The 25,737-nt window shown below is 67.0% G+C and carries 23 protein-coding genes; 18 read left to right on the top strand and 5 right to left on the bottom strand.

Translation table 11 applies throughout. The annotated features are described in order from the left end of the window. Positions 1-92 precede the first annotated feature (92 nt). Positions 93-722, top strand: coding sequence for a glutathione S-transferase family protein (locus Q3A80_RS23790; protein ID WP_446331317.1), 630 nt, complete (start codon positions 93-95; stop codon positions 720-722). Positions 723-1,080: 358 nt separating this feature from the next. After that, entirely contained in the window at positions 1,081-1,278 is a 198-nt protein-coding gene (locus Q3A80_RS23795; protein ID WP_446331318.1) for a hypothetical protein, read from the top strand. Positions 1,279-1,395: 117 nt separating this feature from the next. Here the strand turns inward: Q3A80_RS23795 and proP are convergent, their stop codons facing one another. After that, complete coding sequence (gene proP / locus Q3A80_RS23800) at positions 1,396-2,880, bottom strand: glycine betaine/L-proline transporter ProP (protein ID WP_446331319.1); 1,485 nt, start codon at positions 2,878-2,880, stop codon at positions 1,396-1,398. Between the two features lie 540 nt (positions 2,881-3,420). Here proP and Q3A80_RS23805 point away from each other — a divergent pair. After that, on the top strand, positions 3,421-3,753 hold the full coding sequence (locus Q3A80_RS23805) for a YnfA family protein (RefSeq protein ID WP_446331320.1): 333 nt from the start codon (positions 3,421-3,423) through the stop codon (positions 3,751-3,753). 34 nt (positions 3,754-3,787) lie between these two features. Here Q3A80_RS23805 and dnaQ read toward each other — a convergent pair whose 3' ends face one another. From dnaQ to Q3A80_RS23820, 3 genes are read right to left on the bottom strand one after another with little or no spacing between them, the layout of a single operon-like run. Beyond that, entirely contained in the window at positions 3,788-4,522 is a 735-nt protein-coding gene (gene dnaQ, locus Q3A80_RS23810; protein WP_446331321.1) for a DNA polymerase III subunit epsilon, read from the bottom strand. 50 nt (positions 4,523-4,572) lie between these two features. Then, on the bottom strand, positions 4,573-5,016 hold the full coding sequence (gene rnhA, locus Q3A80_RS23815) for a ribonuclease HI (protein ID WP_446331322.1): 444 nt from the start codon (positions 5,014-5,016) through the stop codon (positions 4,573-4,575). Next, positions 5,013-5,825 (bottom strand): class I SAM-dependent methyltransferase, encoded by an 813-nt coding sequence (locus Q3A80_RS23820; protein ID WP_446331323.1) that lies wholly within the window; start codon positions 5,823-5,825, stop codon positions 5,013-5,015. Before Q3A80_RS23820 ends, rnhA begins: the two co-directional genes overlap by 4 nt. Positions 5,826-5,843: 18 nt before the next feature. Here Q3A80_RS23820 and gloB point away from each other — a divergent pair, with 18 nt between their 5' ends. The 8 genes from gloB (at position 5,844) to Q3A80_RS23860 (ending at position 16,402) form a co-directional block, all read left to right on the top strand. After that, on the top strand, positions 5,844-6,665 hold the full coding sequence (gloB, locus tag Q3A80_RS23825) for a hydroxyacylglutathione hydrolase (RefSeq protein ID WP_446331324.1): 822 nt from the start codon (positions 5,844-5,846) through the stop codon (positions 6,663-6,665). 151 nt (positions 6,666-6,816) lie between these two features. Further along, positions 6,817-8,403, top strand: a complete 1,587-nt coding sequence (locus tag Q3A80_RS23830; protein WP_446331325.1) for a transglycosylase SLT domain-containing protein — start codon at positions 6,817-6,819, stop codon at positions 8,401-8,403. Between the two features lie 166 nt (positions 8,404-8,569). Further along, positions 8,570-9,802, top strand: coding sequence for an MFS transporter (locus tag Q3A80_RS23835; RefSeq protein WP_446331326.1), 1,233 nt, complete (start codon positions 8,570-8,572; stop codon positions 9,800-9,802). Between the two features lie 362 nt (positions 9,803-10,164). Further along, on the top strand, positions 10,165-11,310 hold the full coding sequence (carA, locus tag Q3A80_RS23840) for a glutamine-hydrolyzing carbamoyl-phosphate synthase small subunit (protein ID WP_446331327.1): 1,146 nt from the start codon (positions 10,165-10,167) through the stop codon (positions 11,308-11,310). A gap of 37 nt (positions 11,311-11,347) precedes the next feature. Next, positions 11,348-12,019 carry a leucine efflux protein LeuE gene (gene leuE / locus Q3A80_RS23845; RefSeq protein ID WP_446331328.1) on the top strand — a complete coding sequence of 224 codons (672 nt, stop codon included), beginning with the start codon at positions 11,348-11,350 and terminating at the stop codon, positions 12,017-12,019. Between the two features lie 60 nt (positions 12,020-12,079). Beyond that, positions 12,080-15,334, top strand: a complete 3,255-nt coding sequence (gene carB / locus Q3A80_RS23850) for a carbamoyl-phosphate synthase large subunit (RefSeq protein ID WP_446331329.1) — start codon at positions 12,080-12,082, stop codon at positions 15,332-15,334. A 118-nt stretch (positions 15,335-15,452) separates the two neighbouring features. After that, positions 15,453-15,929, top strand: coding sequence for a transcription elongation factor GreA (gene greA, locus Q3A80_RS23855; protein WP_006476345.1), 477 nt, complete (start codon positions 15,453-15,455; stop codon positions 15,927-15,929). A 14-nt stretch (positions 15,930-15,943) separates the two neighbouring features. Beyond that, the gene (locus Q3A80_RS23860) at positions 15,944-16,402 is read left to right on the top strand and encodes a DUF4149 domain-containing protein (protein ID WP_446331355.1); all 459 of its coding nucleotides are present in this window, start codon (positions 15,944-15,946) and stop codon (positions 16,400-16,402) included. 68 nt (positions 16,403-16,470) lie between these two features. Here Q3A80_RS23860 and Q3A80_RS23865 read toward each other — a convergent pair whose 3' ends face one another. Next, positions 16,471-16,998, bottom strand: coding sequence for a YhbY family RNA-binding protein (locus tag Q3A80_RS23865; protein ID WP_446331330.1), 528 nt, complete (start codon positions 16,996-16,998; stop codon positions 16,471-16,473). 194 nt (positions 16,999-17,192) lie between these two features. Between Q3A80_RS23865 and Q3A80_RS23870 the strand changes: the two genes are divergently transcribed. The 7 genes from Q3A80_RS23870 to pstA all read left to right on the top strand — a co-directional run bounded on the left by Q3A80_RS23870 (position 17,193) and on the right by pstA (position 25,735). Continuing rightward, a complete protein-coding gene (locus Q3A80_RS23870; protein ID WP_446331331.1) occupies positions 17,193-17,855 on the top strand; it encodes an RlmE family RNA methyltransferase in 663 nt (220 codons plus the stop codon). A 166-nt stretch (positions 17,856-18,021) separates the two neighbouring features. Then, the gene (ftsH, locus tag Q3A80_RS23875; protein WP_446331332.1) at positions 18,022-19,917 is read left to right on the top strand and encodes an ATP-dependent zinc metalloprotease FtsH; all 1,896 of its coding nucleotides are present in this window, start codon (positions 18,022-18,024) and stop codon (positions 19,915-19,917) included. Positions 19,918-20,077: 160 nt separating this feature from the next. Continuing rightward, positions 20,078-20,887: a dihydropteroate synthase gene (folP, locus tag Q3A80_RS23880; protein ID WP_446331356.1), complete on the top strand. Its 810-nt coding sequence runs from the start codon at positions 20,078-20,080 to the stop codon at positions 20,885-20,887. Positions 20,888-20,920: 33 nt separating this feature from the next. Then, on the top strand, positions 20,921-22,276 hold the full coding sequence (gene glmM, locus Q3A80_RS23885; RefSeq protein ID WP_446331333.1) for a phosphoglucosamine mutase: 1,356 nt from the start codon (positions 20,921-20,923) through the stop codon (positions 22,274-22,276). 453 nt (positions 22,277-22,729) lie between these two features. Further along, on the top strand, positions 22,730-23,764 hold the full coding sequence (gene pstS / locus Q3A80_RS23890) for a phosphate ABC transporter substrate-binding protein PstS (RefSeq protein WP_446331334.1): 1,035 nt from the start codon (positions 22,730-22,732) through the stop codon (positions 23,762-23,764). Between the two features lie 94 nt (positions 23,765-23,858). Further along, positions 23,859-24,845 (top strand): phosphate ABC transporter permease PstC, encoded by a 987-nt coding sequence (pstC, locus tag Q3A80_RS23895; protein WP_446331335.1) that lies wholly within the window; start codon positions 23,859-23,861, stop codon positions 24,843-24,845. Next, a complete protein-coding gene (gene pstA / locus Q3A80_RS23900; RefSeq protein WP_446331336.1) occupies positions 24,842-25,735 on the top strand; it encodes a phosphate ABC transporter permease PstA in 894 nt (297 codons plus the stop codon). The genes pstC and pstA overlap by 4 nt, the downstream gene beginning before the upstream one ends. Positions 25,736-25,737: the final 2 nt, after the last annotated feature.

Below are 25,737 nucleotides of genomic sequence, written 5' to 3' on the forward strand. Positions count from 1 at the left end.
TGGCGAACGTGCGATGCGCTAGGCGGCGACGCACGGCGCTGCTACAGTCGTCGGTCCCATTCCCTCACATTCACTGAAGCGGAGCGTTTGCGATGAAACTGATCGGCATGCTGGATTCCCCGTTCGTGCGCCGTGTCGCCATTTCGGCGAAGCTGCTCGACCTGCCGTTCGAGCACGAGTCGGTGTCGGTGTTCCGCCAGTTCGAGCGGTTCCAGACGTTCAACCCGGTCGTGAAGGCGCCGACGCTCGTGACCGACGACGGCGCGACGCTGATCGATTCGTCGCTGATCGTCGATTACCTCGACCATTGCGTCGCGCCGGAGCGGCGACTGCTGCCCGACGCGGCCGAGGCGCGGCTGCGCGCGCTCGTGCCGGTCGGCTTCGCGCTGGCGGCGGCCGAGAAGACGGTGCAGGTCGTGTACGAGCACGCGCTGCGCCCGGCCGACAAGCAGCATGCGCCGTGGCTCGAGCGCGTGCTGAGCCAGCTCGAGGCCGCCTATGGCGAGCTCGAGCCGCTCGTCGCGGCCGCGAACGGCTGGCTCGGCGGTGCGCGGCTGCTGCAGTCCGACGTGACCGTCGCCGTTGCGTGGCGCTTCACGCAGTTCATGGCCGCCGATTACCCGGCGCTCGCGCGCATCGATCCGGCCCGTTATCCGGCGCTCGCCGCGCATTCGAAGCGTGCGGAGGCGCTGCCGGCATTCGTCGAGACGCCGCTGGCCTGAAACCGGGCGCTTTGCGCCGGCGTGCCGGCGAGGGCGGGGCGGCGGGACCGGCGGAGCGGTGGGGGCCGGCACGCGACGTCGCCCGAACCCGACCATCGCGCCCGCATGAACCGGCATGACCGCCCTTCGTCGGGGCCGCCGGCCGCGCGTTTCGGTCCGGCGCGGCGGCCGGCAAGCCCCGCGGTAACCGCCGGTCCGCGCGTGCGCGCCGCTCGCCGGCGCCCGCTCGGCCCCGTCCGGCAAGGGCAAACCGATTGTTCTCGCGCGCTGACAAGTGACTTCGCATTCGCGCTGTTTATCCCGATGAGGCCGGTCCCTAGAATCCACTCCATCGAATACGCATTGCCTGATGGAGCCGATGATGAGAGCGCTGATCGAATCGAGCCTGTACCACCCGTCCGTCGTGTTGCCGCTTGCCGCGCTGACGCAGCTGATGGTCGAGCGCGACTTCAATCTCGGCCAGGTCGGCCTGATCGTCGCCGCGCGTGGCGCGCAGGTCGCGGTGTCGCGTTCGCGCGCACTGATTTTCTGCCGCCACTGCGAAGCGCACGCATGAGCGCGCCTTCGTCGAACAGATGAAAAAAAGCCCGGCCGGCGCAAGCCGGTCGGGCGGATCGGTTTCGATCGGGCCCCGGCTTCGGCCGGGGCTTTTTCATGGAAGACCGGATGGCGCTTACGCGCGAGCGGTCGACACCACGCCGTAGACCTCCGTGTCTTCTTCGTCGCGCAGCTGGCGTACCAGCTGGTGGGCTTCGCGGTGCGTCGCGACGGCCGGCGGCGAACCCTTGAGCGGCTGGCGCGCGGTTTCGGCGAGCGCGACGACCGACACGATGCCGATCACGGCGGCGCCCATCATGTAATACGCGGGCATCATCAGGTTATGCGTGACGTCGACGAGCCATGCGGTCACCAGCGGCGTCGTGCCGCCGAACAGCGACACCGACACGTTGAAGCCGATCGCGAGCGCGCCGTAGCGGATTTCGGTCGGGAACAGCGCCGGCAGCGCCGACGGCATCACGCCGGTGAAGCACGACAGCAGCACGCCGAGGATCAACAGGCCGCCGAACACCGACGCGGTGGTGCCCGCATGGATCAGCAGCAGCGACGGGATCGACAGCGCGAGCAGGCCCACGCAGCCGGCCAGCATCACCGGCTTGCGGCCGATCCGGTCGGACAGGCGGCCGGCGGCGAGCGTCAGCGGCATCATCAGCACCATCACGATCAGCACCAGCACGAGGCTGTGCGATTCGTCGAAGTGCAGCGTCGACGACATGAAGCTCGGCAGATACGACAGCACCATGTAGTCGGTCACGTTGAAGATCAGCACGAGGCCGACGCAGAGCAGCAGCGCGCGCCAGTTGCGCATCAGCGTTTCGCGGAAGCGCGCCTTCGGCACGGCCTTGTCCTGCGCTTCGCGCTCCTCGGCCTGGCGCTTGAACGCCGGCGTCTCCTCGAGCTTCATCCGGATGTACAGGCCGATCAGGCCGAGCGGGCCCGCGATCAGGAACGGCACGCGCCAGCCCCACGACAGCAGCGCTTCCTGCGACAGCGACGCGGTGAGCAGCGCGACGACGCCTGCGCCCATCACGTAGCCGATCAGCGTGCCGAACTCGAGGAAGCTGCCCATGAAGCCGCGGCGCTTGTCGGTCGAGAATTCGGCGATGAAGGTCGCGGCGCCGCCGTATTCGCCGCCGGTCGAGAAGCCCTGCACGAGGCGGGCGACGAGCAGCAGGACCGGCGCCATGATGCCGATCGACGCGTAGCTCGGAATCAGGCCGATCGCGAACGTGCCGACGGCCATCATGATCATCGTCGCGGCGAGCACGCGCTGGCGGCCGATGCGGTCGCCGAGCGGGCCGAACACCATGCCGCCGAGCGGGCGCACGAGGAACGCGGCCGCGAACGTGCCGAAAGTGGCGAGCAGCTGCGCGGACGGGCTGCTCGACGGGAAGAACACCTTGCCGAGCGTGACGGCGATATAGCTGTACACGCCGAAGTCGAACCATTCCATCGCATTGCCGATGGCCATCGCACTGACCGCGCGCTTGAGCAGGCTCTGGTCGACGACGGTGATGTCGTCCGCGGCGAGCGTGGTTGCGCCGGACGACGAGGTGGAAGAAGCAGCGGTCGGGCTGACGTGTGTTGCGGTCAAGGTCATGCACTCCTTTGACTGCGCCGGAACGGGCGAGCCGTCCGACACGGTTTGCCGGTGAGCGCCCGGTCGTGTGCGGCGCGTCGGGGCAGGCCTTTAAGCGCTTACTGCGCGGGGGCGGAAAGAAGCCGCAAGGGACTGCTTCGACGCGGGCCCGATGGGCCGGCGCGACGGTGCGCTCATGAAGAATGGGCCGCGTGATGCGAGCGGCGGAATGCCGGTGCGGACGAAGCCCTGCGTGCCGGCAAGCGCCCCGGAGGGGCAACGAAACGAGAAAAGCGGGCCTGTCGGGCGGGCTTTCCTGTGGATAGCGATTCCGCTCGAAGCACCGGCCCGCGAGGCGCGGACGGATTTCTTGCGAAATCGAATAGACAGAGATTGAATGTTGAAACAGGCGACATGATAGCACGATGACAGACGATCGTGCAAATTGCCCGGAAACCCCCGTCAGGCGGAGGTTCCGGCGCGGCGCGCTCCGGTATGATCGGCGGCGCGCGGCGGGGCCGCGCGGCTCGCCGCGGGCGGGCCGAATCTGCGAGGAACCGGATGACCGAACTGATCAGGATCGCGGCGCTGTTCGCCGTCACCGCGCTGGCCGAAATCGTCGGCTGCTACCTGCCGTGGCTCGTGCTGAAGGGCGGCCGGCCCGGATGGCTGCTGGTGCCGGCCGCGCTGTCGCTCGCGCTGTTCGCGTGGTTGCTGACGCTGCACCCGAGCGCGGCCGGGCGCACGTACGCGGCGTACGGCGGCGTGTATATCGCGGTGGCGCTGCTCTGGCTGCGGGCGGTAGACGGCGTCGCGCTGACCCGCTGGGATGTGGCCGGCGCGCTGCTCGCGCTCGGCGGGATGGCCGTGATCGCGCTGCAGCCGCGCGCGTAGGCGCGGCCGCACGCGCGGCGCGGCGGGTGCCGCGTCAGGCGGCCTGCGCGGTGTCCGCGTCGGCGGGCTGGCGCCACACGCAGGTGCCCTTGACCGACTTGTCGAGTTCGTCGAGCTGCGTCCGGTGCGCGGCGAGTTCGTCGTCGCTCGCCGCGATGACGGGCAGGTCGAGCGCCGCGAGCGACACGCGCTGGCCGTTCGCCGCACCGCCGTCGGCGCCGGCGTCGTCGAGCATGTCGATCACGAGGCTGTCCTGGCCGCGCGTCATCGCGAGATAGACCTCGGCGAGCAGTTCCGAGTCGAGCAGTGCGCCGTGCAGCGTCCGATGCGCGTTGCTGATGCCGAAGCGGTCGCACAGCGCGTCGAGCGAGTTGCGCTTGCCGGGGAACATCTGCTTGGCCTGCACGAGCGTGTCGATCACGCCGCCGCAATGCTCGGTAAAGGGCGGCAGGCCGAGCCGCGCGAATTCGGCATCCAGGAACCCGAGGTCGAACGGCGCGTTGTGGATGATCAGCTCGGCGTCCTTCACGAAATCGCGGATCTGGTCGACGACTTCCGCGAACTTCGGCTTGTCGCTCAGGAACTCGGTCGTGAGGCCGTGCACGGCCAGCGCGCCTGGATCGCTGTCGCGCTCCGGGTTCACGTAGAGGTGCAGGTTGTTGCCGGTGAGCCGCCGGTTCAGCAGCTCGACGCAGCCGATTTCGATCAGGCGGTCGCCCGTGCGAGGATTCAGGCCGGTGGTTTCGGTATCGAGAATGATCTGGCGCATGTCGGATAAATCGGCGGATAAATCGGAAGAGACAGGAGGGCGGCCCGGATTCAGGCCGCGAGCGATGCGACGCCGCGATTCGCGAGCGCGTCGGCGCGTTCGTTTTCGGGGTGGCCCGCGTGGCCCTTCACCCAGCGCCATTCGACGTCGTGCTGCGCGACGAGCGCATCGAGCCGCTTCCACAGGTCGGCATTCTTCACCGGCGTTTTCGCCGCGGTGACCCAGCCTTTTTTCTTCCAGCCGTGGATCCACTCGCTGATGCCTTTCTGCACGTATTGCGAGTCGGTGTGGACGATCACGCGGCACGGCCGCTTCAGCGCCTCGAGCGCGGCAATCACGCCCATCAGTTCCATGCGGTTGTTGGTCGTGTTGGGCTCGCCGCCGAACAGCTCCTTTTCGCGGTCGCCGTAGCGCAGCAGTGCGCCCCAGCCGCCGGGGCCCGGGTTGCCCTTGCAGGCGCCGTCGGTATAGATGTCGATGGTGTCGGTGGTCATGAACGTTCTTGATGGGTGGTCGGGGTGGCGGCCGGCGTGAGGCCCGGCGCGAGCACGGGCTTCTTCACCTTGATCGGGCCGACGAGGCGCATGCCGCGCACGCGCTTGACGGCCGTCACCATGTAGACGGCGCCGAAGATCGGCCACCAGCGGTCGCCTGCGGCTTCCATGAAGCCGTAGCGGGCAAGCCATTTGTCGGTGACGAGCGGCGGCCGGTAGCAGCCGAAGCGGCCGCGCTCGAGATCGAAGCCGAGCAGCTTGATCCAGTCCTTCAGCCGGATGAACGCGATCTGGTCGCGCGCGGCCGGCACGAACGGGCGGTTCGCCATGCGCCCGAACGATTGCCGCATCCCCCAGAGACTCAGCGAATTGAAGCCGGTGATCACGAGCTGGCCTTCCGGCATCAGCACGCGCTCGGCCTCGCGCAACAGCCGGTGAGGGTCGGACGTGAATTCGAGCGTATGCGGCATCACGATCAGGTCGACGCTCTGCGACTCGAACGGCAGGTCGAGCAGGTCGCACCACGTCGTGCTGCGCTCGGCCGGCGCATGGTGGCCCGCGTGCGCGTCGCGCGCCCACGGATACTGATAGGGCGCGCTTGCGCCGCTCGCCGGGTCGAGCACGAGGCCGCGATACGGCATGCGGTTCTCGCGCAGCGCATCGAGCTGCGGCAGGCCGAGCTGCAGCGCGTGAAAGCCGAACACGTCGGACACGATCCGGTCGAGCTGGGCCTGCTCCCAGCCCAGCACGTAGCGGCCGGGCGGCGAGTCGGTCCAGGCGGGCCAGTCTATAATTTGACGATCGGACATAACGATGATTGCGCGCCCATGAACGAGCTGGAATACGTGCCGGTGCCGGCATTCGAAGACAACTACATCTGGCTCGTCTCCGACGGCCGCGATGCGATCGCCGTCGACCCGGGTGAAGCCGCTCCGGTACGCCGTGTTCTTGCGGAGCGCGGCTGGCGGTTGACCGCTATTTTACTCACGCACCACCACGCCGACCATGTCGGCGGTGTCGCGGCACTGCGCGATAGCCAACCGGACGATGTGCCGCTCGTGGTTTACGGGCCGGCGGCGGAGGCGATCGGCGTGGTCACGCGGCCGCTTGCGGGCGGCGATCGCGTGACGCTCGACGCGCCGGCGCTCGCGTTCGACGTGCTCGACGTGCCCGGTCATACGCGCGGCCACATCGCGTATTTTCTGACGGCCGGTCCAGGCGCGGCCGGGCACGGCACCGCGACGCCTCACGTGTTCTGCGGCGACACGCTGTTCTCGTGCGGCTGCGGCCGGCTGTTCGAAGGCACGCCCGCGCAGATGCTCGCATCGCTCGACGCGCTCGCGGCGCTGCCCGGCGACACCCGCGTGCATTGCGCACACGAATACACGCTGTCGAACATCCGCTTCGCGCTCGCGTGCGAGCCCGGCAACGCGGCGCTCGCCGCGTGGCGCGACGACGCGCAGGCGCTGCGCGCGCGCGGCGTGCCGACGCTGCCCACCACGATCGCGCACGAGCGGGCCGTGAACCCGTTCATGCGCTCGGACAGCGCGGCGATTCACGCGACGCTCGAGGCCGAATTGCACGAACCGGTGCCGGACCGGCTTGCGGCCTTCACGCTGATGCGCGAGTGGAAAAACCGTTTCCGATGACGCTTTCCGGAGGACTCCAAACCTCAGGTGGCGTCTGTAAAAATTGCTGCAAATGTAGGATTTCGCTGAGTTTTCGGTGTTTTTATTGACGTGAAGCACGCACTTCCGTAGTATCGCCTGCAATTTCCAGCCGTCGGAAGCCGAGATTTTCATGCGACTTATATTGAGTGCGATGGTGGTCCTGCTGCTCGCCGCTTGTGCGAGCCAGGCTCCTGTCGCCAACAACGCCGCCGATTCGCAGGCGACGTCCACCTACCTCCGTAAATCAGCCACCGCCAAAGAAACCGTCGACGTCGACAAGCAATCCGTCGGCGACCTGACGAGTGCCGACTCCGATCTGTGGGCGCGCATTCGTCGCGGCTTCCAGATGCCCGACCTGCAGAGCGACCTCGTCGACATGCAGACGACCTGGTACACGCAGCGGCCCGATTACGTGCAGCGCATGACCGAGCGCTCGCAGAAGTACCTGTATCACATCGTCGAGGAACTCGAGGCGCGCCACATGCCGACCGAGCTCGCGCTGCTGCCGTTCATCGAATCCGCATACAACCCGCAGGCGCTGTCGGTCGCGAAGGCCGCCGGCATGTGGCAGTTCATGCCGGGCACGGGCCGCACGTACAACCTGAAGCGCAACATGTGGCAGGACGAGCGCCGCGACGTGCTCGCGTCGACGAGCGCCGCGCTCGACTACCTGTCGCGCCTGCATGACATGTTCGGCGACTGGTATCTGGCGCTCGCCGCGTACAACTGGGGCGAGGGCAACGTGCAGCGCGCGATCGCGCGCAACCAGGCGGCCGGCCTGCCGACCGACTACCAGAACCTGCGGATGCCGAACGAGACGCGCAACTACGTGCCGAAGCTGCAGGCGGTGAAGAACATCATCGCGAATCCGCAGCAGTTCGGCCTCGTGCTGCCGGACATCCCGAACCACCCGTATTTCGTGACGGTCACGACGTCGCGCGACATCGACGTGGCGGTGGCCGCGAAGCTCGCGAACCTGTCGCTCGACGAATTCCGTTCGCTGAACCCGTCGTTCTCTAAGCCGGTGATCCTCGGCGCGACCGAGCCGCAGATCCTGCTGCCGTTCGACAACGCGGCGGCGTTCGAGAAGAACCTGAAGGCGTACAACGGCCAGCTGTCGTCGTGGACCACCTACACGGTCAGCGAGCGTGCGCGTCCGGCGGCGATCGCCGAGAAGATCGGCGTCGATGCCGATACGCTGATGTCGGTCAACAAGATTCCGGCCGGCATGCGCCTGAAGCCGGGCTCGACGATCGTCGTGCCGCGCGGCGACGACGACGACGAGGACATCAGCGCGGACGTCGCGGAAAACGGCGTGCTCGCGATGGAGCCCGACGTGCCCGACACGCGCAAGATGCTGATCCGCGTGCGCCGCAAGCAGTCGATGGCGGCACTTGCCGGCCGCTATGGCGTGTCCGTAGGCCAGCTGAAGGCGTGGAACCGCACGCATCGCGATATGGTGATGCCGGGCCAGGCGCTCGTGCTGCACGTGCCGGTCGGCCGTGCGGTGCCGGCCGAGCCCGGCCCGGAGCGGATCGCGACGTCGACCGGCGGCGCGCACATCGAGCGTGCGAGCCTGTCCGTCGGCGGCAAGTCGCGCGGCGGGAAGCACGCTGTCGCGAAGCCGGCGGCGCGCTCGACAAAGGCGGCTCCCGCGAAGGCGGCGCCGGCGAAGGCTGCGCCGAAGGCCGCTACGCACAAGGGCAAGAAGAAGTAACGAACCGGCGCGGTCGCGATCGCGGCGCGGCGGCCAGTGCAGGCCGCGCGATTGCGTTATCATCCGACGAAACGCGCAGCAACGCCGTCACCGAGGTGACGGCGTTTTCGTTTCTGCGCGGCAGCGGGCCGCGGCTTCCCGCAGCCCGGGATAACGAGGAGAGGCGATGTCGTCGGTGCAGGTGAGGGTGCTAGCGCTGTTTGCGATCGGATATTTCGTGTCGTACGTGTTCCGCGGCGTCAATCTCGGTTTCGCGCCGTTCGTCACGCACGAACTCGGGCTGTCGGCCGCCGATCTCGGGCTGCTCACGAGTCTGTATTTCCTCGGCTTCGCCGGCGCGCAGATTCCGGCCGGCGTGCTGCTCGACCATTTCGGTCCGCGCCGCGTGACGGGCGGGATGCTGCTGTTCGCGGCGGCCGGCGCCGCGGTGTTCGGCGTCGCGCACGATCTCGGCACGATGATGGTCGGCCGGCTGCTGATCGGCGTCGGCGTGTCGGTGTGCCTCGGCGCCGCGTTCAAGGCGCTCGCGCAGCATTTCCCGGTCGGCCGGCTGCCGCTCGTCAACGGTCTCGTGATGGCCGTCGGCGGCCTCGGCGGCGTCGCGGTCGGCTCGCCGCTGACCTGGCTGCTCGGCGTGACGAGCTGGCGCGCGATCTGCGGCGGCCTCGCGGTGCTGACGATCGTCGTCGCGGCCGCGATCGCCTTCGGCGCACCGGAAGCCGAGCAGCCGCGCCACCAGGGCGGGCTCGTCAGCCAGTTCAAGGGCACGTGGCACATCCTGGGCAGCCGCGCATTCTGGAAGATCTCGTCGTTCTCGGTCGTCACGCAGGGCGTGTTCTACGCGATGCAGTCGCTGTGGGTCGGGCCGTACCTGCGCGACGTCGCGGGCTTCGATGCGCAGCACGCCGCGCGGCTCGTGTCGGTGCTCGGCTTCGCGATGATGGCCGGCTGCGTCGGCTTCGGCGCGGCGGCGCGCGTGCTCGAGCGGCGCGGCGTGTCCGTACAGGCATTCTGCGGCGTCGGCATGGCGCTGTTCGTTCTCACGCAAGCGGCGATCGTCATGCGCGTGCCGCTGCCGCCGGCGGTGCTGTGGGCCGCCTACGGGATGTTCGGCGGCGTCGGGATCCTCACCTACGCGGTGCTGGCCGGCCACTTTCCGGTCCAACTGATCGGCCGCGCGAATACGACGCTCACGCTCGTGATCTTCGTGCTGATCTTTGCGTTCCAGATCGGTATCGGCGCGGTGCTGTCGCACTGGCCGGCCGTCGACGGTCGTTACCCGGTCGCCGCGCACGTCACCGCGTGGCGCGTGCTGCTCGCGCTGCAGTTCGCGAGCGCGGTCTGGTACGTGTGGCCCGCGCGCGGTGCTGGCAAGCACGCCGATCCGGCGGTACGCTGACGGACAGGGCGGCTGCGGAAACGGGGCCGCAGCCACGCATGCCGCGCAAGGTTGTCAGCGCGCCGCGCGCACCGCATGCGCGAGCGGACGGCCATATCGATTGAAGATAAGGCCATTTTCGGGCTATAATTTGAAAGTTTGTGCTGATCAACCTCGCACCCTAGCGCCTACCTTACTCATCCCGTTCATCCGCCGCACGCCGCCTGTCGGGCGATGCCGCGAAGCCTCGTGCGCCACGCGCCGGGTTCGCGCGCCGACACCGCAGGTCGCGTCCAGCTAGCGACTCCGCGCGCCTACGCAGCGCGGCGCTCGCGCGGCAGGGTAAACAGGTCGGCAGCAGGGTGTTCCCCAAGGAGCCTCCCGTGTTGCCGTCTTTTTCTCCCGCCTTGCTTGCACTCGCCGACGGCACGGTCTTTCGTGGTTATTCGATCGGGGCCGAAGGCCATACGATCGGTGAAGTCGTGTTCAACACCGCGATTACCGGCTATCAGGAAATCCTGACTGATCCGAGCTACGCGCGTCAGATCGTCACGCTCACCTACCCGCATATCGGCAACTACGGCGTGAACGCCGAAGATGTCGAAGCCACGAAAGTCCATGCCGCCGGCCTGATCATCCGTGATCTGCCCACGCTCGCATCGAACTTCCGCATGGACCGCACGCTCGGCGATTACCTGCGCGACGAAGGCGTCGTCGCGATCGCCGGCATCGACACCCGCAAGCTGACCCGTATCCTGCGCGACAAGGGCGCGCAGAACGGCTGCATCCTGGCCGGTTCGGACGACGCGGAGAAGGCGATCGAACTCGCGCGCTCGTTCCCGGGCCTCGCGGGCATGGACCTCGCGAAGGTCGTGTCGACCACGAAGCCGTTCGAGTGGAAGCAGACCGAATGGCGCCTCGAAGGCGGCTACGGGATGCAGGAAGCGCCGAAGTACCGCGTCGTCGCGTATGACTTCGGTGTCAAGTACAACATCCTGCGCATGCTCGCGGAGCGCGGCTGCCACGTGACGGTGCTGCCGGCCGAGGCGAGCGCGGCCGACGCGCTCGCGCTGAATCCGGACGGCATCTTCCTGTCGAACGGCCCCGGCGACCCGGAGCCGTGCGACTACGCGATCGCGGCGACGAGGGAATTCATCGAGCGCGGCGTGCCGACCTTCGGCATCTGCCTCGGCCACCAGATCATGGGCCTCGCGGTCGGCGCGAAGACGCTGAAGATGAAGACGGGCCACCACGGCGCGAACCATCCGGTGAAGGATCTCGGCGACGGCCGCGTGGTGATCACGTCGCAGAACCACGGCTTCGCGGTCGATGCGGACTCGCTGCCGGCCAACGCGCGCGTGACGCACGTGTCGCTGTTCGACGGCACGCTGCAGGGTTTCGAGTTGACCGACAAGCCGGCATTCTGCTTCCAGGGCCACCCGGAAGCGTCGCCCGGCCCGCACGACATCGGCTATCTGTTCGACCGTTTCACCGCACTGATGGACGCGGCGAAGCAGCGCACCGCCTGACGCAACCGACGCCATCGAAGAACGGGAGATTCGCATCATGTTCGGCCACGCACTCGGCATCACGGATATCTGGACCTACGTGTTCGGCGTGATCTTCATCATCCTGCTGCCGGGGCCGAACTCGATGTACGTGCTGTCGCTCGCCGCGCAGCGCGGCGTGAAGGCCGGCTATCGTGCGGCCTGCGGCGTGTTCGTCGGCGACACGGTGCTGATGGTGCTGTCCGCCGCGGGCGTCGCGTCGCTGCTGAAGGCGAACCCGCTGCTGTTCTCCGTCGTCAAGTACGGCGGCGCCGCGTACCTGCTGTACATCGGCACCGGGATGCTGCGCAGCGCGTGGCGCAAGCTGCGCGCGCGCGGCAACGCGCCGGTCGATGCGCCGCAGGCGGTCGACGGCGAACGGTCTTTCGACAAGCCGTTCCGGAAAGCGCTGATCGTGAGCCTCCTGAATCCGAAGGCGATCCTGTTCTTCATCTCGTTCTTCATCCAGTTCGTCGACCCGGCATTTCCGCATCCCGCGCTGTCGTTCGCCGTGCTCGGGGCGATCGCGCAAGGCGCGAGCTTCCTGTACCTGAGCACGCTGATCTTCGCGGGCGCGCGGCTCGCCGAGCATTTCCGCCGCCGGCGCAAGCTCGCGGCGGGCGCGGCGAGCAGCGTGGGCGGCCTGTTCATCGGTTTCTCGGTGAAGCTCGCGCTCGCCACCATGAGCTGAGCGCGGCCGGCCGACCCACGACAACGCCACGACAAAGATTACTTACTGAATTCACAAGCCATGCCAAAACGCACAGACATCAAAAGCATCCTCATCATCGGCGCCGGCCCGATCATCATCGGCCAGGCTTGCGAGTTCGACTATTCGGGCGCGCAGGCTTGCAAGGCGCTGCGTGAAGAGGGCTACAAGGTCGTCCTCGTGAACAGCAACCCGGCAACGATCATGACCGACCCGAACACGGCCGACGTCACGTACATCGAGCCGATCACGTGGGAAGTCGTCGCGCGCATCATCGAGAAGGAGCGCCCGGACGCGATCCTGCCGACGATGGGCGGCCAGACCGCGCTGAACTGCGCGCTCGACCTGCACCACCACGGCGTGCTCGAGAAGTTCGGCGTCGAGCTGATCGGCGCGTCGCCGGAAGCGATCGACAAGGCGGAAGACCGCCAGAAGTTCAAGGACGCGATGACCAAGATCGGTCTCGGCTCCGCGAAGTCGGGCATCGCGCACTCGATGGAAGAAGCGACCAAGGTGCACGCCGAGATCATGGCGGCCACCGGCGGCAGCGGCTACCCGGTCGTGATCCGTCCGTCGTTCACGCTCGGCGGCTCGGGCGGCGGCATCGCGTACAACCGCGAAGAGTTCGAAGAGATCTGCAAGCGCGGCCTCGACCTGTCGCCGACGCGCGAACTGCTGATCGAGGAATCGCTGCTCGGCTGGAAGGAATACGAGATGGAAGTCGTGCGCGACCGCGCCGACAACTGCATCATCGTGTGCTCGATCGAAAACCTCGACCCGATGGGCGTGCACACCGGCGACTCGATCACGGTCGCACCGGCGCAGACGCTGACCGACAAGGAATACCAGATTCTGCGTAACGCATCGCTCGCGGTGCTGCGCGAGATCGGCGTCGACACCGGCGGCTCGAACGTGCAGTTCTCGATCAACCCGAAGGACGGCCGCATGGTCGTCATCGAAATGAACCCGCGCGTGTCGCGTTCGTCGGCGCTCGCGTCGAAGGCGACCGGCTTCCCGATCGCGAAGGTCGCGGCGAAGCTGGCGGTCGGCTACACGCTCGACGAGCTGAAGAACGAAATCACCGGCGGCCAGACGCCGGCGTCGTTCGAGCCGACGATCGACTACGTCGTCACGAAGATCCCGCGTTTCGCATTCGAGAAGTTCCGCGAAGCCGATTCGCGCCTGACCACGCAGATGAAGTCGGTCGGCGAAGTGATGGCGATCGGCCGCACGTTCCAGGAATCGTTCCAGAAGGCGCTGCGCGGCCTCGAAGTCGGCGTCGACGGTCTCGACGAGAAGTCGACCGACCGCGACGAGATCGCGATCGAGATCCACGAGCCGGGCCCGGACCGCATCTGGTACGTCGGCGATGCGTTCCGCATCGGCATGACGGCCGAAGAGATCTTCGCGGAAACCGCGATCGATCCGTGGTTCCTCGCGCAGATCGAGCAGATCATCCTGAAGGAGAAGGCGCTGTCGGGCCGCACGCTCGCGTCGCTGACGTTCGACGAGCTGCGCTTCCTGAAGCAGAGCGGCTTCTCCGACCGCCGCCTCGCGAAGCTGCTCGGCGCGACGCCGGAAGACGTCCGCAAGCGCCGCGTCGAACTGAACGTGCGTCCGGTCTACAAGCGCGTCGACACGTGCGCGGCCGAATTCGCGACCAAGACGGCGTACATGTACTCGACCTACGAGGAAGAGTGCGAGGCGCAACCGACCACCAACAAGAAGATCATGGTGCTGGGCGGCGGCCCGAACCGGATCGGCCAGGGCATCGAGTTCGACTATTGCTGCGTGCATGCCGCACTCGCGATGCGCGAGGACGGCTATGAAACGATCATGGTCAACTGCAACCCGGAAACGGTGTCGACCGACTACGACACGTCCGACCGCCTGTACTTCGAGCCGCTGACGCTCGAAGACGTGCTCGAGATCGTCGACAAGGAAAAGCCGGCCGGCGTGATCGTCCAGTACGGCGGCCAGACGCCGCTGAAGCTCGCACTCGACCTCGAGGCGCACGGCGTGCCGATCGTCGGCACGTCGCCGGACATGATCGACGCGGCCGAAGACCGCGAACGCTTCCAGAAGCTGCTGCAGGACCTCGGCCTGCGCCAGCCGCCGAACCGTACCGCACGCGCCGAAGAAGAAGCGCTCGCGCTGGCGGCCGAAATCGGCTATCCGCTCGTCGTGCGCCCGTCGTACGTGCTGGGCGGCCGCGCGATGGAAATCGTCCACGAGCCGCGCGACCTCGAGCGCTACATGCGCGAGGCCGTGAAGGTGTCGAACGATTCGCCGGTGCTGCTCGACCGCTTCCTGAACGACGCGATCGAATGCGACGTCGACTGCATCTGCGACGGCGACGCGGTGTTCATCGGCGGCGTGATGGAGCACATCGAGCAGGCGGGCGTCCACTCGGGCGACTCGGCATGCTCGCTGCCGCCGTACTCGCTGTCGAAGGAAACCGTGGCCGAGCTGAAGCGCCAGACGGGCGCGATGGCCAAGGCGCTGAACGTGGTCGGCCTGATGAACGTGCAGTTCGCGATCCAGCAGGTGCCGCAGGCGGACGGTTCGAAGCAGGACATCATCTACGTGCTCGAAGTGAACCCGCGCGCGTCGCGCACGGTGCCGTACGTGTCGAAGGCGACCAGCTTGCCGCTCGCGAAGATCGCGGCGCGCGCGATGGTCGGCCAGAAGCTCGCGCAGCAGGGCGTGACGAAGGAAGTCGAGCCGCCGTACTTCAGCGTGAAGGAAGCGGTGTTCCCGTTCGTCAAGTTCCCGACGGTCGATCCGGTCCTCGGGCCTGAAATGCGTTCGACCGGCGAGGTGATGGGCGTCGGCCGCACGTTCGGCGAAGCGCTGTTCAAGTCGCAGCTCGCGGCCGGTTCGCGCCTGCCGGAGTCGGGCACGGTGCTGCTGACCGTGATGGATGCCGACAAGCCGAAGGCGGTCGAAGTCGCGCGCATGCTGCACGACCTCGGCTACCCGATCGTCGCGACCAAGGGCACCGCTGCCGCGATCGAAGCGGCCGGCGTGCCGGTGAAGGTCGTGAACAAGGTGAAGGACGGCCGTCCGCACATCGTCGACATGATCAAGAACGGCGAGATCGCACTCGTATTCACGACGGTCGACGAGACGCGCCAGGCGATCGCCGACTCGCGTTCGATCCGCATGAGCGCGCAGGCGCACAAGGTCACGTACTACACGACGATGTCGGGCGCGCGCGCGGCCGTCGAGGGCTTGCGCTATCTGAAGGATCTGGAAGTCTATGATTTACAAGGTCTTCACGCTCGCCTAAACTAAGCAGTCAGTTACCTGTCGAAGCAACACGTGCCGCGGTTAAGCGGTGTTTCCGGTCCGCCGGAAACGCGCTTAATCGCGGTGATTTTTTTTAAAGCCGTTTTTAGCGATTGAGCCGTTTATGAGCACCATTCCGTTGACAAAGCGTGGCGCAGAACAACTGCGCGATGAATTGCAGCGCCTCAAGTCCGTCGAGCGGCCGGCCGTGATCAACGCGATCGCGGAGGCCCGCGCACAGGGCGATCTGTCCGAAAACGCCGAATACGACGCAGCGAAGGAAAAGCAGGGCTTTATCGAGGGCCGCATCGCGGAACTCGAATCGAAGCTGTCCGCCGCGCAGATCATCGATCCGACCGTGCTCGATGCCGATGGCCGCGTGGTGTTCGCCGCGACGGTCGAACTCGAGGATCTCGAGTCGGGCGACACCGTCAAGTACCAGATCGTCGGCGACGACGAAGCCGACATCGATCACGGCCTGATCTCGGTCAGCTCGCCGATCGCGCGTGCGCTGATCGGCAAGTCCGAAGGCGACGTCGCGGCCGTGCAGGCGCCGAGCGGCGTGCGCGAATACGAAATCATCTCGGTCAGCTACATCTGAAGCGGGGCGACGTGATGCCGCATCGCGTGTTCCGTCTGCTGTCGGCCGTGTGGGTCGGCAGCCTGCTGACGATCGGGTATGCGGTCGCGCCCGTGCTGTTCAAGACGCTGGAGCGGATGACGGCCGGTTCGGTCGCCGCCCAGCTGTTTCGCATCGAGGCGATCCTCGGTGTCGTGTGCGGCGTGCTGCTGCTCGCGCTGTCGAACCAGCAGGTGCGGCGCGGCGGCGGCGATTACCGGCGCGTGCGCTGGATCGTTGCCGCGATGGTCGCGTGCGTGCTGGTCGGATATTTTGCGCTGCAGCCGTTCATGAACGCGCTGCGGGTGGCCGCGATGGAAGCGGGCACCGATATCGCGAACTCGCCGTATGCGAGCCGCTTCGGGATGCTGCACGGCGTCTCGAGCCTGTTCTACCTCGTCGAGAGCGTGCTGGGGCTGATGCTGATCTGGCGTCTGCCGGCACGCGACGCCTGAATGGCCTGCGCGGCCTGAGCGTCGCACGGGCCGCGCGGCACGGGCTGCCCCGTACCGCGCGCGCAGGCTTACTTGTCCTGGTGCGGCCGCTTCGTGCTGGCCTGACGCTTTTTCGCGCGCTTCACGGTCCCGCCCGCGGTCACGCGCTCGTTGCCGCGCACGGTGACCTTGACGGGCTTCGGGCGGCGCACGGGGCTCGCGTTCGGCGATACCTTGATGACCTTCACCGTGCGCGGTGCACGGCCTTTGCGGTCGTCGGCGGCTTCGGCCGCACTCGGCAGCGCGCCTGCACGGCGGCCGCGGGCCGGGGCCGCCGCGGGCGCCTCTGGCTTCCAGATCACCAGCAGCTTGCCGATGTGCTGGATCGGCGCCGCGTTCAGGCGGTCGCAGATCTCGTCGTAAATCGCGACGCGCTCGTCGCGTTCGTCGCCGAACACGCGGATCTTGATCAGCTGGTGCGCGGCGAGGTGCACCTTGATTTCCTTCAGCACGGCGTCGGTGAGCCCTTCGGCGCCGATCAGCACGACGGGCTTGAGCGCATGGGCCTGGGAACGCAGCGCGGAGCGCTCGGCGGGGGAAAGCGAAAGGGCGGGCATGGAAATGTCGAAATCTAAATAGGGGCGCGCTGCGTCAGAAGCGAATCGCGGGAAGTTACCGCGTCAGCCGCGCGCCGAAACCACGTAAAATCGCGGCTTGGGCCTCAAAAGGGGCCGCAGCCGCGCGAAGAAGACGCGTATTATCCGCCAAAAGCACGGCTTCACGAAGCAAATAGCAGCAATCTCTCTCTCGAATGGCAAAAAACCGCTTTAACCAGCACTGGCTGCACGACCACATCAACGACCCGTACGTCAAAATGGCGCAGCGGGAGGGCTATCGCGCGCGTGCCGCGTACAAGCTGAAGGAAATCGACGAGCAGGACAAGCTGATCCGTCCGGGCCAGGTGATCGTCGACCTCGGCGCGGCCCCCGGCAGCTGGAGCCAGTATGCCCGCAACAAGCTCGCGCAGGGCAAGAAGCGCGACACGCAGCGCGAAGGCGGCATCGACGGAACGATCATTGCGCTCGACATCCTGCCGATGGAGCCGATCGCCGACGTCCATTTCCTGCAGGGCGACTTCCGCGAGGACGACGTGCTGCACCAGCTCGAGGACGTGCTCGAAGGCCGTCCGGTGGATCTTGTTATTTCCGACATGGCCCCCAACCTGTCCGGGGTGGCGTCGGCAGACGCCGCGCGCATCGAGCACATCTGCGATCTGGCGCTCGAGTTCTCGCAGAATCACCTGAAACCGGACGGCGCGCTGCTGGTGAAGTGTTTCCATGGCAGCGGCTACAGCCAGATCGTCGAAAAGTTCAAACAGCAGTTTAAGGTCGTCGCACCACGCAAACCCAAGGCGTCCCGCGACAAATCGTCCGAAACGTTCATTTTGGGTCGGCAGCTGAAGCATCCGCGGTGACGCGGAGCGCGATGCCGCAAACGGGCTCCGGCCCTTGCCAGACAAGCGAAGCGCTATCGCGGCGGTTGTCAATGCTTATGGCGGGGGTGGTCGGACTGGATTAGAATGACCGAGGAGCGCCGCAAGGAAAATGTAGGCGCTCGTCTACGAGTGAAGGAGTGGTGCTTTGAACAACAATATGTTTTCGAAGGCAGCAGTGTGGCTGGTGATCGCACTGGTGCTGTTTACGGTGTTCAAGCAGTTCGACAAGCCCCGCGTCCAGGAAGGTGTGTCCTATTCGCAGTTCATGGACGACGCCAAGAACGGCAAGGTCAAGAACGTCGTCGTGCAGGGGCGCAACCTCACCGTCACTCCGGCTGATGGCCAGAAATACCAGATCGTGTCGCCCGGCGACATCTGGATGGTCGGCGATCTGATGAAGTACGGCGTGCAGGTCAGCGGCAAGGCCGACGACGAGCCGAACGCGCTGATGTCCGCGCTGTACTACCTCGGGCCGACGATCCTGATCATCGTGTTCTGGTTCTACATGATGAGGCAGATGCAGGGAGGCGGCAAAGGCGGCGCATTCTCGTTCGGGAAATCGCGCGCGCGGCTGATCGACGAGAACAACAACGCGGTCAACTTCTCCGACGTCGCGGGCTGCGACGAAGCGAAGGAAGAAGTGTCCGAGCTCGTCGACTTCCTGCGCGACCCGCAGAAATTCCAGAAGCTGGGCGGTCGCATTCCGCGCGGCGTGCTGCTCGTCGGCCCTCCGGGTACCGGCAAGACGCTGCTCGCGCGCGCGATCGCCGGCGAAGCGAAGGTGCCGTTCTTCAGCATCTCGGGTTCGGACTTCGTCGAAATGTTCGTCGGCGTCGGTGCGGCCCGCGTGCGCGACATGTTCGAGCAGGCGAAGAAGCACGCACCGTGCATCGTGTTCATCGACGAAATCGACGCGGTCGGCCGCCATCGCGGCGCCGGCATGGGCGGCGGCAACGACGAGCGCGAGCAGACGCTGAACCAGATGCTCGTCGAAATGGACGGCTTCGAAGCGAACTCGGGCGTGATCGTGATCGCCGCGACCAACCGTTCCGACGTGCTCGACAAGGCGCTGCTGCGTCCGGGCCGTTTCGACCGCCAGGTCTACGTCGGCCTGCCGGACATCCGCGGCCGCGAGCAGATCATGCGCGTGCACCTGCGCAAGGTGCCGATCGCGAACGACGTCGACGCGGCGGTCATCGCGCGCGGCACGCCGGGCTTCTCGGGCGCCGATCTCGCGAACCTCGTGAACGAGGCGGCGCTGTTCGCCGCCCGCCGCGGCAAGCGCATCGTCGAGATGCAGGATTTCGAGGACGCGAAGGACAAGATCTTCATGGGTCCGGAGCGCAAGTCGGCGGTGATCCGCGAGGAAGCGAAGCGCGCGACGGCTTACCACGAGTCGGGCCACGCGGTGATCGCGAAGCTGCTGCCGAAGGCCGACCCGGTGCACAAGGTCACGATCATCCCGCGCGGTCGCGCGCTGGGCGTCACGTGGCAGCTGCCGGAGCATGACAACGAGACGTACTCGAAGGACTACCTGCTCGACCGCCTGGCGATCCTGTTCGGCGGCCGCGTGGCCGAGGAGCTGTTCCTGAACCTGATCAGCACCGGCGCGTCGGACGACTTCAACAAGGCGACGCAGACGGCGCGCGCGATGGTGGCCCGCTTCGGCATGACCGACGCGCTCGGGCCGATGGTCTACGTCGACGACGAGAGCGACAACGGTCCGTTCGGCCGCGGCTTCACGCGCACGATCTCGGAAGCGACGCAGCAGAAGGTCGACGGCGAAATCCGCCGCGTGCTCGACGAACAGTACGGCCTTGCGCGCCGCCTGCTCGAAGAGAACCGCGACAAGGTCGAAGCGATGACGGCCGCACTGATGGAGTGGGAGACGATCGACGCCGATCAGATCAACGACATCATGGAAGGGCGTCCGCCGCGCTCGCCGAAGAGCTCGCCGGCCGTCGGCGGCGATTCGTCCGGCGGCGGCACGGCCGCCGAAGTGAAGCCCGGCAACGCGCCGGCGCCCGCTTCGCCGGCCTGACCTCCGCTGTAGCACCGTTCACGGGCTGGTGTGGCTTCACACCGGCCCGTTTTGCATTCATCACCGCCTCCCGCCCGTGTCCGATTCCGCTGTTTCCGCGTACACCCCCGCGCCGCTCCAGTGCGGCCGCTTCTCGCTGACGTTCGAACGCCCGCTCGTGATGGGCATTCTCAACGCGACGCCCGATTCGTTTTCCGACGGCGGCCGCTTCCTCGCGCGCGACGATGCGCTGCGCCAGGCCGAGCGGATGATTACCGAAGGCGTCGACCTGATCGACATCGGCGGCGAGTCGACGCGCCCCGGTGCGCCGCCCGTGCCGCTCGACGAGGAGCTCGCGCGCGTGATCCCGCTCGTGGAAGCACTACGGCCGCTGGACGTGCCGCTGTCGATCGACACGTACAAGCCGGCCGTGATGCGCGCGGCGCTCGCCGCCGGCGCGGACCTGATCAACGACATCTGGGGGTTCCGCCAGCCGGGTGCGATCGACGCCGTGCGCGACGGCAACAGCGGGCTGTGCGCGATGCACATGCTCGGCGAGCCGCAGACGATGCAGGTCGGCGAGCCCGACTACGGCGACGTCGTGACCGACGTGCGCGATTTTCTCGCGGAGCGTGCGCAGGCACTGCGCGACGCGGGCGTCGCCCCGGAGCGGATCTGCGTCGATCCGGGCTTCGGCTTCGGCAAGGCGGTGGTCGACGACAATTACGCGCTGCTGGCCGCGTTGCCGGACACGGCACCCGCGCGCCCCGACGGGCGTGCGTATCCGATTCTCGCGGGCATGTCGCGCAAGTCGATGCTCGGCGCGGTGATCGGCGGCAAGCCGCCGATGGAACGCGTCGCGGCGAGCGTGGCGGCCGCGTTGTGCGCGGTCGCGCGCGGCGCCGCGATCGTGCGCGTGCACGACGTCGCGGCGACGGTCGATGCGCTGAAAGTATGGAATGCCGTGCGCGAAGCCGCGCGGCAACGATAAGCAAGTCAGAAAGACGAAGGAGGAAAGTTCGCCATGGGACGTCGATATTTCGGCACGGACGGCATTCGCGGCACGGTGGGCGAGGGCCCCATCACGCCTGATTTCGTGTTGCGTCTCGGCTATGCAGCCGGCAAGGTACTGGCCGGCACGGCCGACGTCGCGGCGGGTGCGCGTCCGACGGTGCTGATCGGCAAGGACACGCGCGTGTCCGGCTACATGCTCGAGGCCGCGCTCGAAGCCGGCTTCTCGGCGGCAGGCGTCGACGTGATGCTCGCCGGCCCGATGCCGACGCCGGGCGTCGCGTACCTGACGCGCGCGCTGCGCCTGTCGGCCGGCGTCGTGATCAGCGCGTCGCACAATCCGTATCAGGACAACGGGATCAAGTTCTTCTCCGCCGACGGCAACAAGCTGCCCGACGATACCGAAGCCGCGATCGAAGCGTGGCTCGACAAGCCGCTCGAATGCGCGTCGTCGGACCGGCTCGGCAAGGCGCGCCGCCTCGACGACGCGGCCGGCCGCTACATCGAGTTCTGCAAGAGCACGTTCCCGGCCGCGTACGACCTGCGCGGGCTGAAGCTCGTGATCGACTGCGCGCACGGCGCTGCATACCAGATCGCGCCGCACGTGTTCCACGAGCTCGGCGCGGACGTGATCCCGATCGGCGTCGCGCCGAACGGCTTCAACATCAACGACGGCGTCGGCGCGACGGCGCCGGACGCGCTGATGCGCGCGGTGCGTGCGAACCACGCGGATCTCGGCATCGCGCTCGACGGCGATGCGGACCGTCTGCAGGTCGTCGATTCGACGGGGCGGCTGTTCAACGGCGACGAGCTGCTGTACGTGCTCGTGAAGGACCGGATCGCGACGGACGGCAAGGTCGACGGCGCGGTCGGCACGCTGATGACGAACCTCGCGGTCGAGGTCGCGCTGCAGCGCGAGGGCGTGGAATTCGTGCGCGCGGCGGTCGGCGATCGCTACGTGCTCGAACAGTTGCGCGAGCGCGGCTGGCAGCTCGGCGCGGAAGGTTCGGGCCATATCCTGTCGCTCGACCGCCATTCGACCGGCGACGGCATCGTGTCGGCGCTGCTCGTGCTCGCCGCGCTCAAGCGCAGCGGCCGCACGCTCGCGCAGATGCTCGACGGCGTCGCGCTGTTCCCGCAGAAGCTGATCAACGTGCGGATGAAGCCGGGCGCCGACTGGAAGGGCAGCGCCTCCATTCGCGCGGCGATCGACGCGGCCGAAAGCGCGCTCGCCGACCGCGGCCGCGTGCTGATCCGCGCGTCGGGCACCGAGCCGGTGCTGCGCGTGATGGTCGAGGCGCAGCATGCGGCCGACGCGACCCGCCATGCGGAAGCGATCGCCGAAGCGGTGCGCGTCGCGACGGCCTGACCGACCCGATGGACGGCGCGCCCGCGACGGTTCGATCGCGTGCGCGCCGTTCTTCGTCGAATCGCGATAGCGGCGCCTGCGGGCGCCGTCATTCTTCATACGCAAAGGTTTGCGCTATTAATCAGAGGGTGGTTTCCGCGCAGATATTCGTATGAAGGAGAAAGCCCGTCCGACCCCGGAACCGCGATGTCCGGCGCCGGGCTCGCCGGCACCGGCGCCTTCGCTACGCTTCGTCCGGCATCCGCGGCCAGCGGCGAATTCGTGCCCCGACCGGCAATTCTTGCCGTCATCCGCGCCGCGCCATGCCGGCGCGGCGGCCCGCGCGGGGCCCGATACACCCTTTCAACCAGTCATGTTACTGTCACGCCAGTTTCATCGATTGTCACATTATCGTCATGAGCAGCCCCTAACCTTCGCGGTGCCGTAGTCATCCGCTCACACACTGGAGGTCTCATGAAATTGATGCAAACCGCGATTGCCGGCCTGGCTGGCGCGCTTTTCGCCGTCGCCGCTCAAGCTGCCGACATCACGGGCGCAGGCAGCACGTTCGCCATGCCGATCTATACGAAATGGGCTGCTGACTACCAGCAGGCCGGCGGCGCGAAGGTGAACTACCAGGGTATCGGTTCGTCGGGCGGCCTGAAGCAGATCAACGCGAAGACGGTCGATTTTGCCGGTTCGGACGCTCCGCTGAAGGACGACGAACTCGCGAAGGAAGGCCTGTTCCAGTTCCCGACGGTGGTCGGCGGCGTGGTGCCGGTCGTCAACGTGCCGGGCGTGAAGGCCGGCGAACTGACGCTGTCGGGCCCGGTGCTCGGCGACATCTACCTCGGCAAGATCAAGAAGTGGAACGACCCGGCGATCGCCGCGCTGAACCCGAAGGTCAAGCTGCCGGATACGGACATCGCGGTCGTTCGCCGCGCCGACGGCTCGGGCACGAGCTTCATCTGGACGAACTACCTGTCGAAGGTCAACGACGAGTGGAAGTCGAAGATCGGCGAAGGCACGACGGTCAACTGGCCGACGGGCACGGGCGGCAAGGGCAACGACGGCGTCGCGGCGTTCGTGCAGCGCCTGCCGGGCGCGATCGGCTACGTCGAATGGGCGTACGCGAAGAAGAACAACATGGTCTACACGGCGCTGAAGAACTCGACGGGCACGGTGGTCGAGCCGAAGACCGAAACGTTCAAGGCCGCTGCCGCGGGCGCGAACTGGACGAAGTCGTTCTACCAGATCCTGACGAACCAGCCGGGCAAGGAAGCATGGCCGGTCGTCGGCGCGACGTTCGTGCTGCTGCACGCGAAGCAGGACAAGCCGGAGCAGGGCGCCGAAACGCTGAAGTTCTTCAGCTGGGCGTTCAAGAACGGCGAGAAGGCAGCGGACAGCCTCGACTACATCTCGCTGCCGGCGTCGGTCGAGACGGAAATCCGCAAGCAGTGGAAGACGAAGGTGACGGACGCATCGGGCAAGCCGGTGGCCGCCGAGTAAGCAGTAGTGCGGTTCGCTGCCCGGCCGTGCCGGCCGGGCAGTGTGTGCGGTAAGGCCGGGCGTCACGGCGCCCGGCGATCCAAGACAGGCACCCATGTCTGAAATTTCCTACACGTCTTCCCGGTCCGCCGACGCCGCGTCGCAACGCGCGCCGGGCCGTCTCGGCGACGTTCTGTTCGGCGGCCTCGCACGGCTCGCCGCGATCGTGACCCTGCTGCTGCTGGGCGGGATCATCGTTTCCCTGATCATTGCGTCGATGCCGACCATCCAGAAGTTCGGCCTCGGCTTTCTGTGGCAATCCGAGTGGGATCCGAACTCGGACATCTATGGCGCCGTCGTGCCGATCTACGGCACGCTCGTCACGTCGCTGATCGCGCTCGTCATCGCGGTGCCGGTCAGCTTCGGCATCGCGCTGTTCCTCACCGAGCTGTCGCCCGTGTGGCTGCGCCGTCCGCTCGGCATCGCGATCGAGCTGCTCGCCGCGATTCCGTCGATCGTGTACGGCATGTGGGGCCTGCTCGTGTTCGCGCCGATCTTCGCCGAATACTTCCAGAAACCGATCGGCCGCCTGTTCAAGGACGTGTGGATCATCGGTCCGCTGACGTCCGGCCCGCCGATCGGCATCGGCATCCTCGCCGCCGGCGTGATCCTCGCGATCATGATCATCCCGTACATCGCCTCGGTGATGCGCGACGTGTTCGAAGTCACGCCGGTGCTGCTGAAGGAATCGGCGTACGGGATCGGCTGCACGACGTGGGAAGTGATGTGGAAGGTCGTGCTGCCCTATACGAAGACCGGCGTGATCGGCGGCGTGATGCTCGGCCTCGGCCGCGCGCTCGGCGAAACGATGGCGGTGACCTTCGTGATCGGCAACACGAACCTGCTCGACAGCGTGTCGCTGTTCGCGCCGGGCAACAGCATCACGTCGGCGCTCGCGAACGAATTCGCGGAAGCGCAGCCGGGCCTGCATACGTCCGCGCTGATGGAACTGGGCCTGATCCTGTTCGTGATCACGTTCGTCGTGCTGTCGATCTCCAAACTGCTGCTGCTTCGACTCGAGAAGGGAGAGGGCAAGAAATGAGCGAGCCCGTCATGAATTTCCCGGGGCCGAACGGCGCCGCGCTCGACGCGATGCGCAATCGCCTGCAGCGCCAGCGCAAGGTGACCAACGCGATCGCGCTGACCGCGTCGCTCGCGGCAATGGCATTCGGCCTGCTGTGGCTCGTGTGGATCCTGTACACGACCGTGCATCTCGGTGTCGGCGGCCTGTCGCTGCAGCTGTTCACCGAATCGACGCCGGCGCCGAACACCGAAGGCGGCGGTCTCGCGAACGCGATCGTCGGCAGCCTGCTGCTGTGCGGCTTCGGCACGCTGGTCGGCACGCCGATCGGCATCCTCGCGGGCGTCTATCTCGCCGAATACGGGCAGAAGAACCTGCTGGCGAGCACGATCCGCTTCATCAACGACATCCTGCTGTCTGCGCCTTCGATCGTGATCGGCCTGTTCGTGTACGCGATCGTCGTCGCGAAGTCGGGCCGCTTCTCCGGCTGGGCCGGCGTGATCGCGCTCGCGCTGCTGCAGATTCCGATCGTGATCCGCACGACCGAGAACATGCTGAAGCTCGTGCCGAACGCATTGCGCGAAGCAGCCGTCGCGCTCGGCACGCCGAAGTGGCGCATGGTGCTGAAGATCACGCTGCGCGCGTCGGTCGGCGGGATCGTGACCGGCGTGCTGCTCGCGGTCGCGCGGATCGCCGGCGAAACGGCGCCGCTGCTGTTCACGGCGCTGTCGAACCAGTTCTTCTCGGTCGACATGAGCCAGCCGATGGCGAACCTGCCCGTGACGATCTACAAGTTCGCGATGAGCCCGTTCGCCGAATGGCAGTCGCTCGCATGGGCGGGCGTGTTCCTGATCACGCTCGGGGTGCTCGGACTCAACATCCTGGCGCGCTCGATCTTCTCGAAAAAGTAACG

The organism is Burkholderia sp. SR8, assembly GCF_052851275.1.

Bases quoted from the DNA above. Each gene is read 5' to 3' on its own strand.
- Q3A80_RS23790 (WP_446331317.1), top strand. From the start codon at position 93: ATGAAACTGATCGGCATGCTGGATTCCCCGTTCGTGCGCCGTGTCGCC.
- Q3A80_RS23795 (WP_446331318.1), top strand. From the start codon at position 1,081: ATGATGAGAGCGCTGATCGAATCGAGCCTGTACCACCCGTCCGTCGTG.
- proP (WP_446331319.1), bottom strand. From the start codon at position 2,880: ATGACCTTGACCGCAACACACGTCAGCCCGACCGCTGCTTCTTCCACC.
- Q3A80_RS23805 (WP_446331320.1), top strand. From the start codon at position 3,421: ATGACCGAACTGATCAGGATCGCGGCGCTGTTCGCCGTCACCGCGCTG.
- dnaQ (WP_446331321.1), bottom strand. From the start codon at position 4,522: ATGCGCCAGATCATTCTCGATACCGAAACCACCGGCCTGAATCCTCGC.
- rnhA (WP_446331322.1), bottom strand. From the start codon at position 5,016: ATGACCACCGACACCATCGACATCTATACCGACGGCGCCTGCAAGGGC.
- Q3A80_RS23820 (WP_446331323.1), bottom strand. From the start codon at position 5,825: ATGTCCGATCGTCAAATTATAGACTGGCCCGCCTGGACCGACTCGCCG.
- gloB (WP_446331324.1), top strand. From the start codon at position 5,844: ATGAACGAGCTGGAATACGTGCCGGTGCCGGCATTCGAAGACAACTAC.
- Q3A80_RS23830 (WP_446331325.1), top strand. From the start codon at position 6,817: ATGCGACTTATATTGAGTGCGATGGTGGTCCTGCTGCTCGCCGCTTGT.
- Q3A80_RS23835 (WP_446331326.1), top strand. From the start codon at position 8,570: ATGTCGTCGGTGCAGGTGAGGGTGCTAGCGCTGTTTGCGATCGGATAT.
- leuE (WP_446331328.1), top strand. From the start codon at position 11,348: ATGTTCGGCCACGCACTCGGCATCACGGATATCTGGACCTACGTGTTC.
- carB (WP_446331329.1), top strand. From the start codon at position 12,080: ATGCCAAAACGCACAGACATCAAAAGCATCCTCATCATCGGCGCCGGC.
- greA (WP_006476345.1), top strand. From the start codon at position 15,453: ATGAGCACCATTCCGTTGACAAAGCGTGGCGCAGAACAACTGCGCGAT.
- Q3A80_RS23860 (WP_446331355.1), top strand. From the start codon at position 15,944: ATGCCGCATCGCGTGTTCCGTCTGCTGTCGGCCGTGTGGGTCGGCAGC.
- Q3A80_RS23865 (WP_446331330.1), bottom strand. From the start codon at position 16,998: ATGCCCGCCCTTTCGCTTTCCCCCGCCGAGCGCTCCGCGCTGCGTTCC.
- Q3A80_RS23870 (WP_446331331.1), top strand. From the start codon at position 17,193: ATGGCAAAAAACCGCTTTAACCAGCACTGGCTGCACGACCACATCAAC.
- folP (WP_446331356.1), top strand. From the start codon at position 20,078: ATGGGCATTCTCAACGCGACGCCCGATTCGTTTTCCGACGGCGGCCGC.
- glmM (WP_446331333.1), top strand. From the start codon at position 20,921: ATGGGACGTCGATATTTCGGCACGGACGGCATTCGCGGCACGGTGGGC.
- pstS (WP_446331334.1), top strand. From the start codon at position 22,730: ATGAAATTGATGCAAACCGCGATTGCCGGCCTGGCTGGCGCGCTTTTC.
- pstC (WP_446331335.1), top strand. From the start codon at position 23,859: ATGTCTGAAATTTCCTACACGTCTTCCCGGTCCGCCGACGCCGCGTCG.
- pstA (WP_446331336.1), top strand. From the start codon at position 24,842: ATGAGCGAGCCCGTCATGAATTTCCCGGGGCCGAACGGCGCCGCGCTC.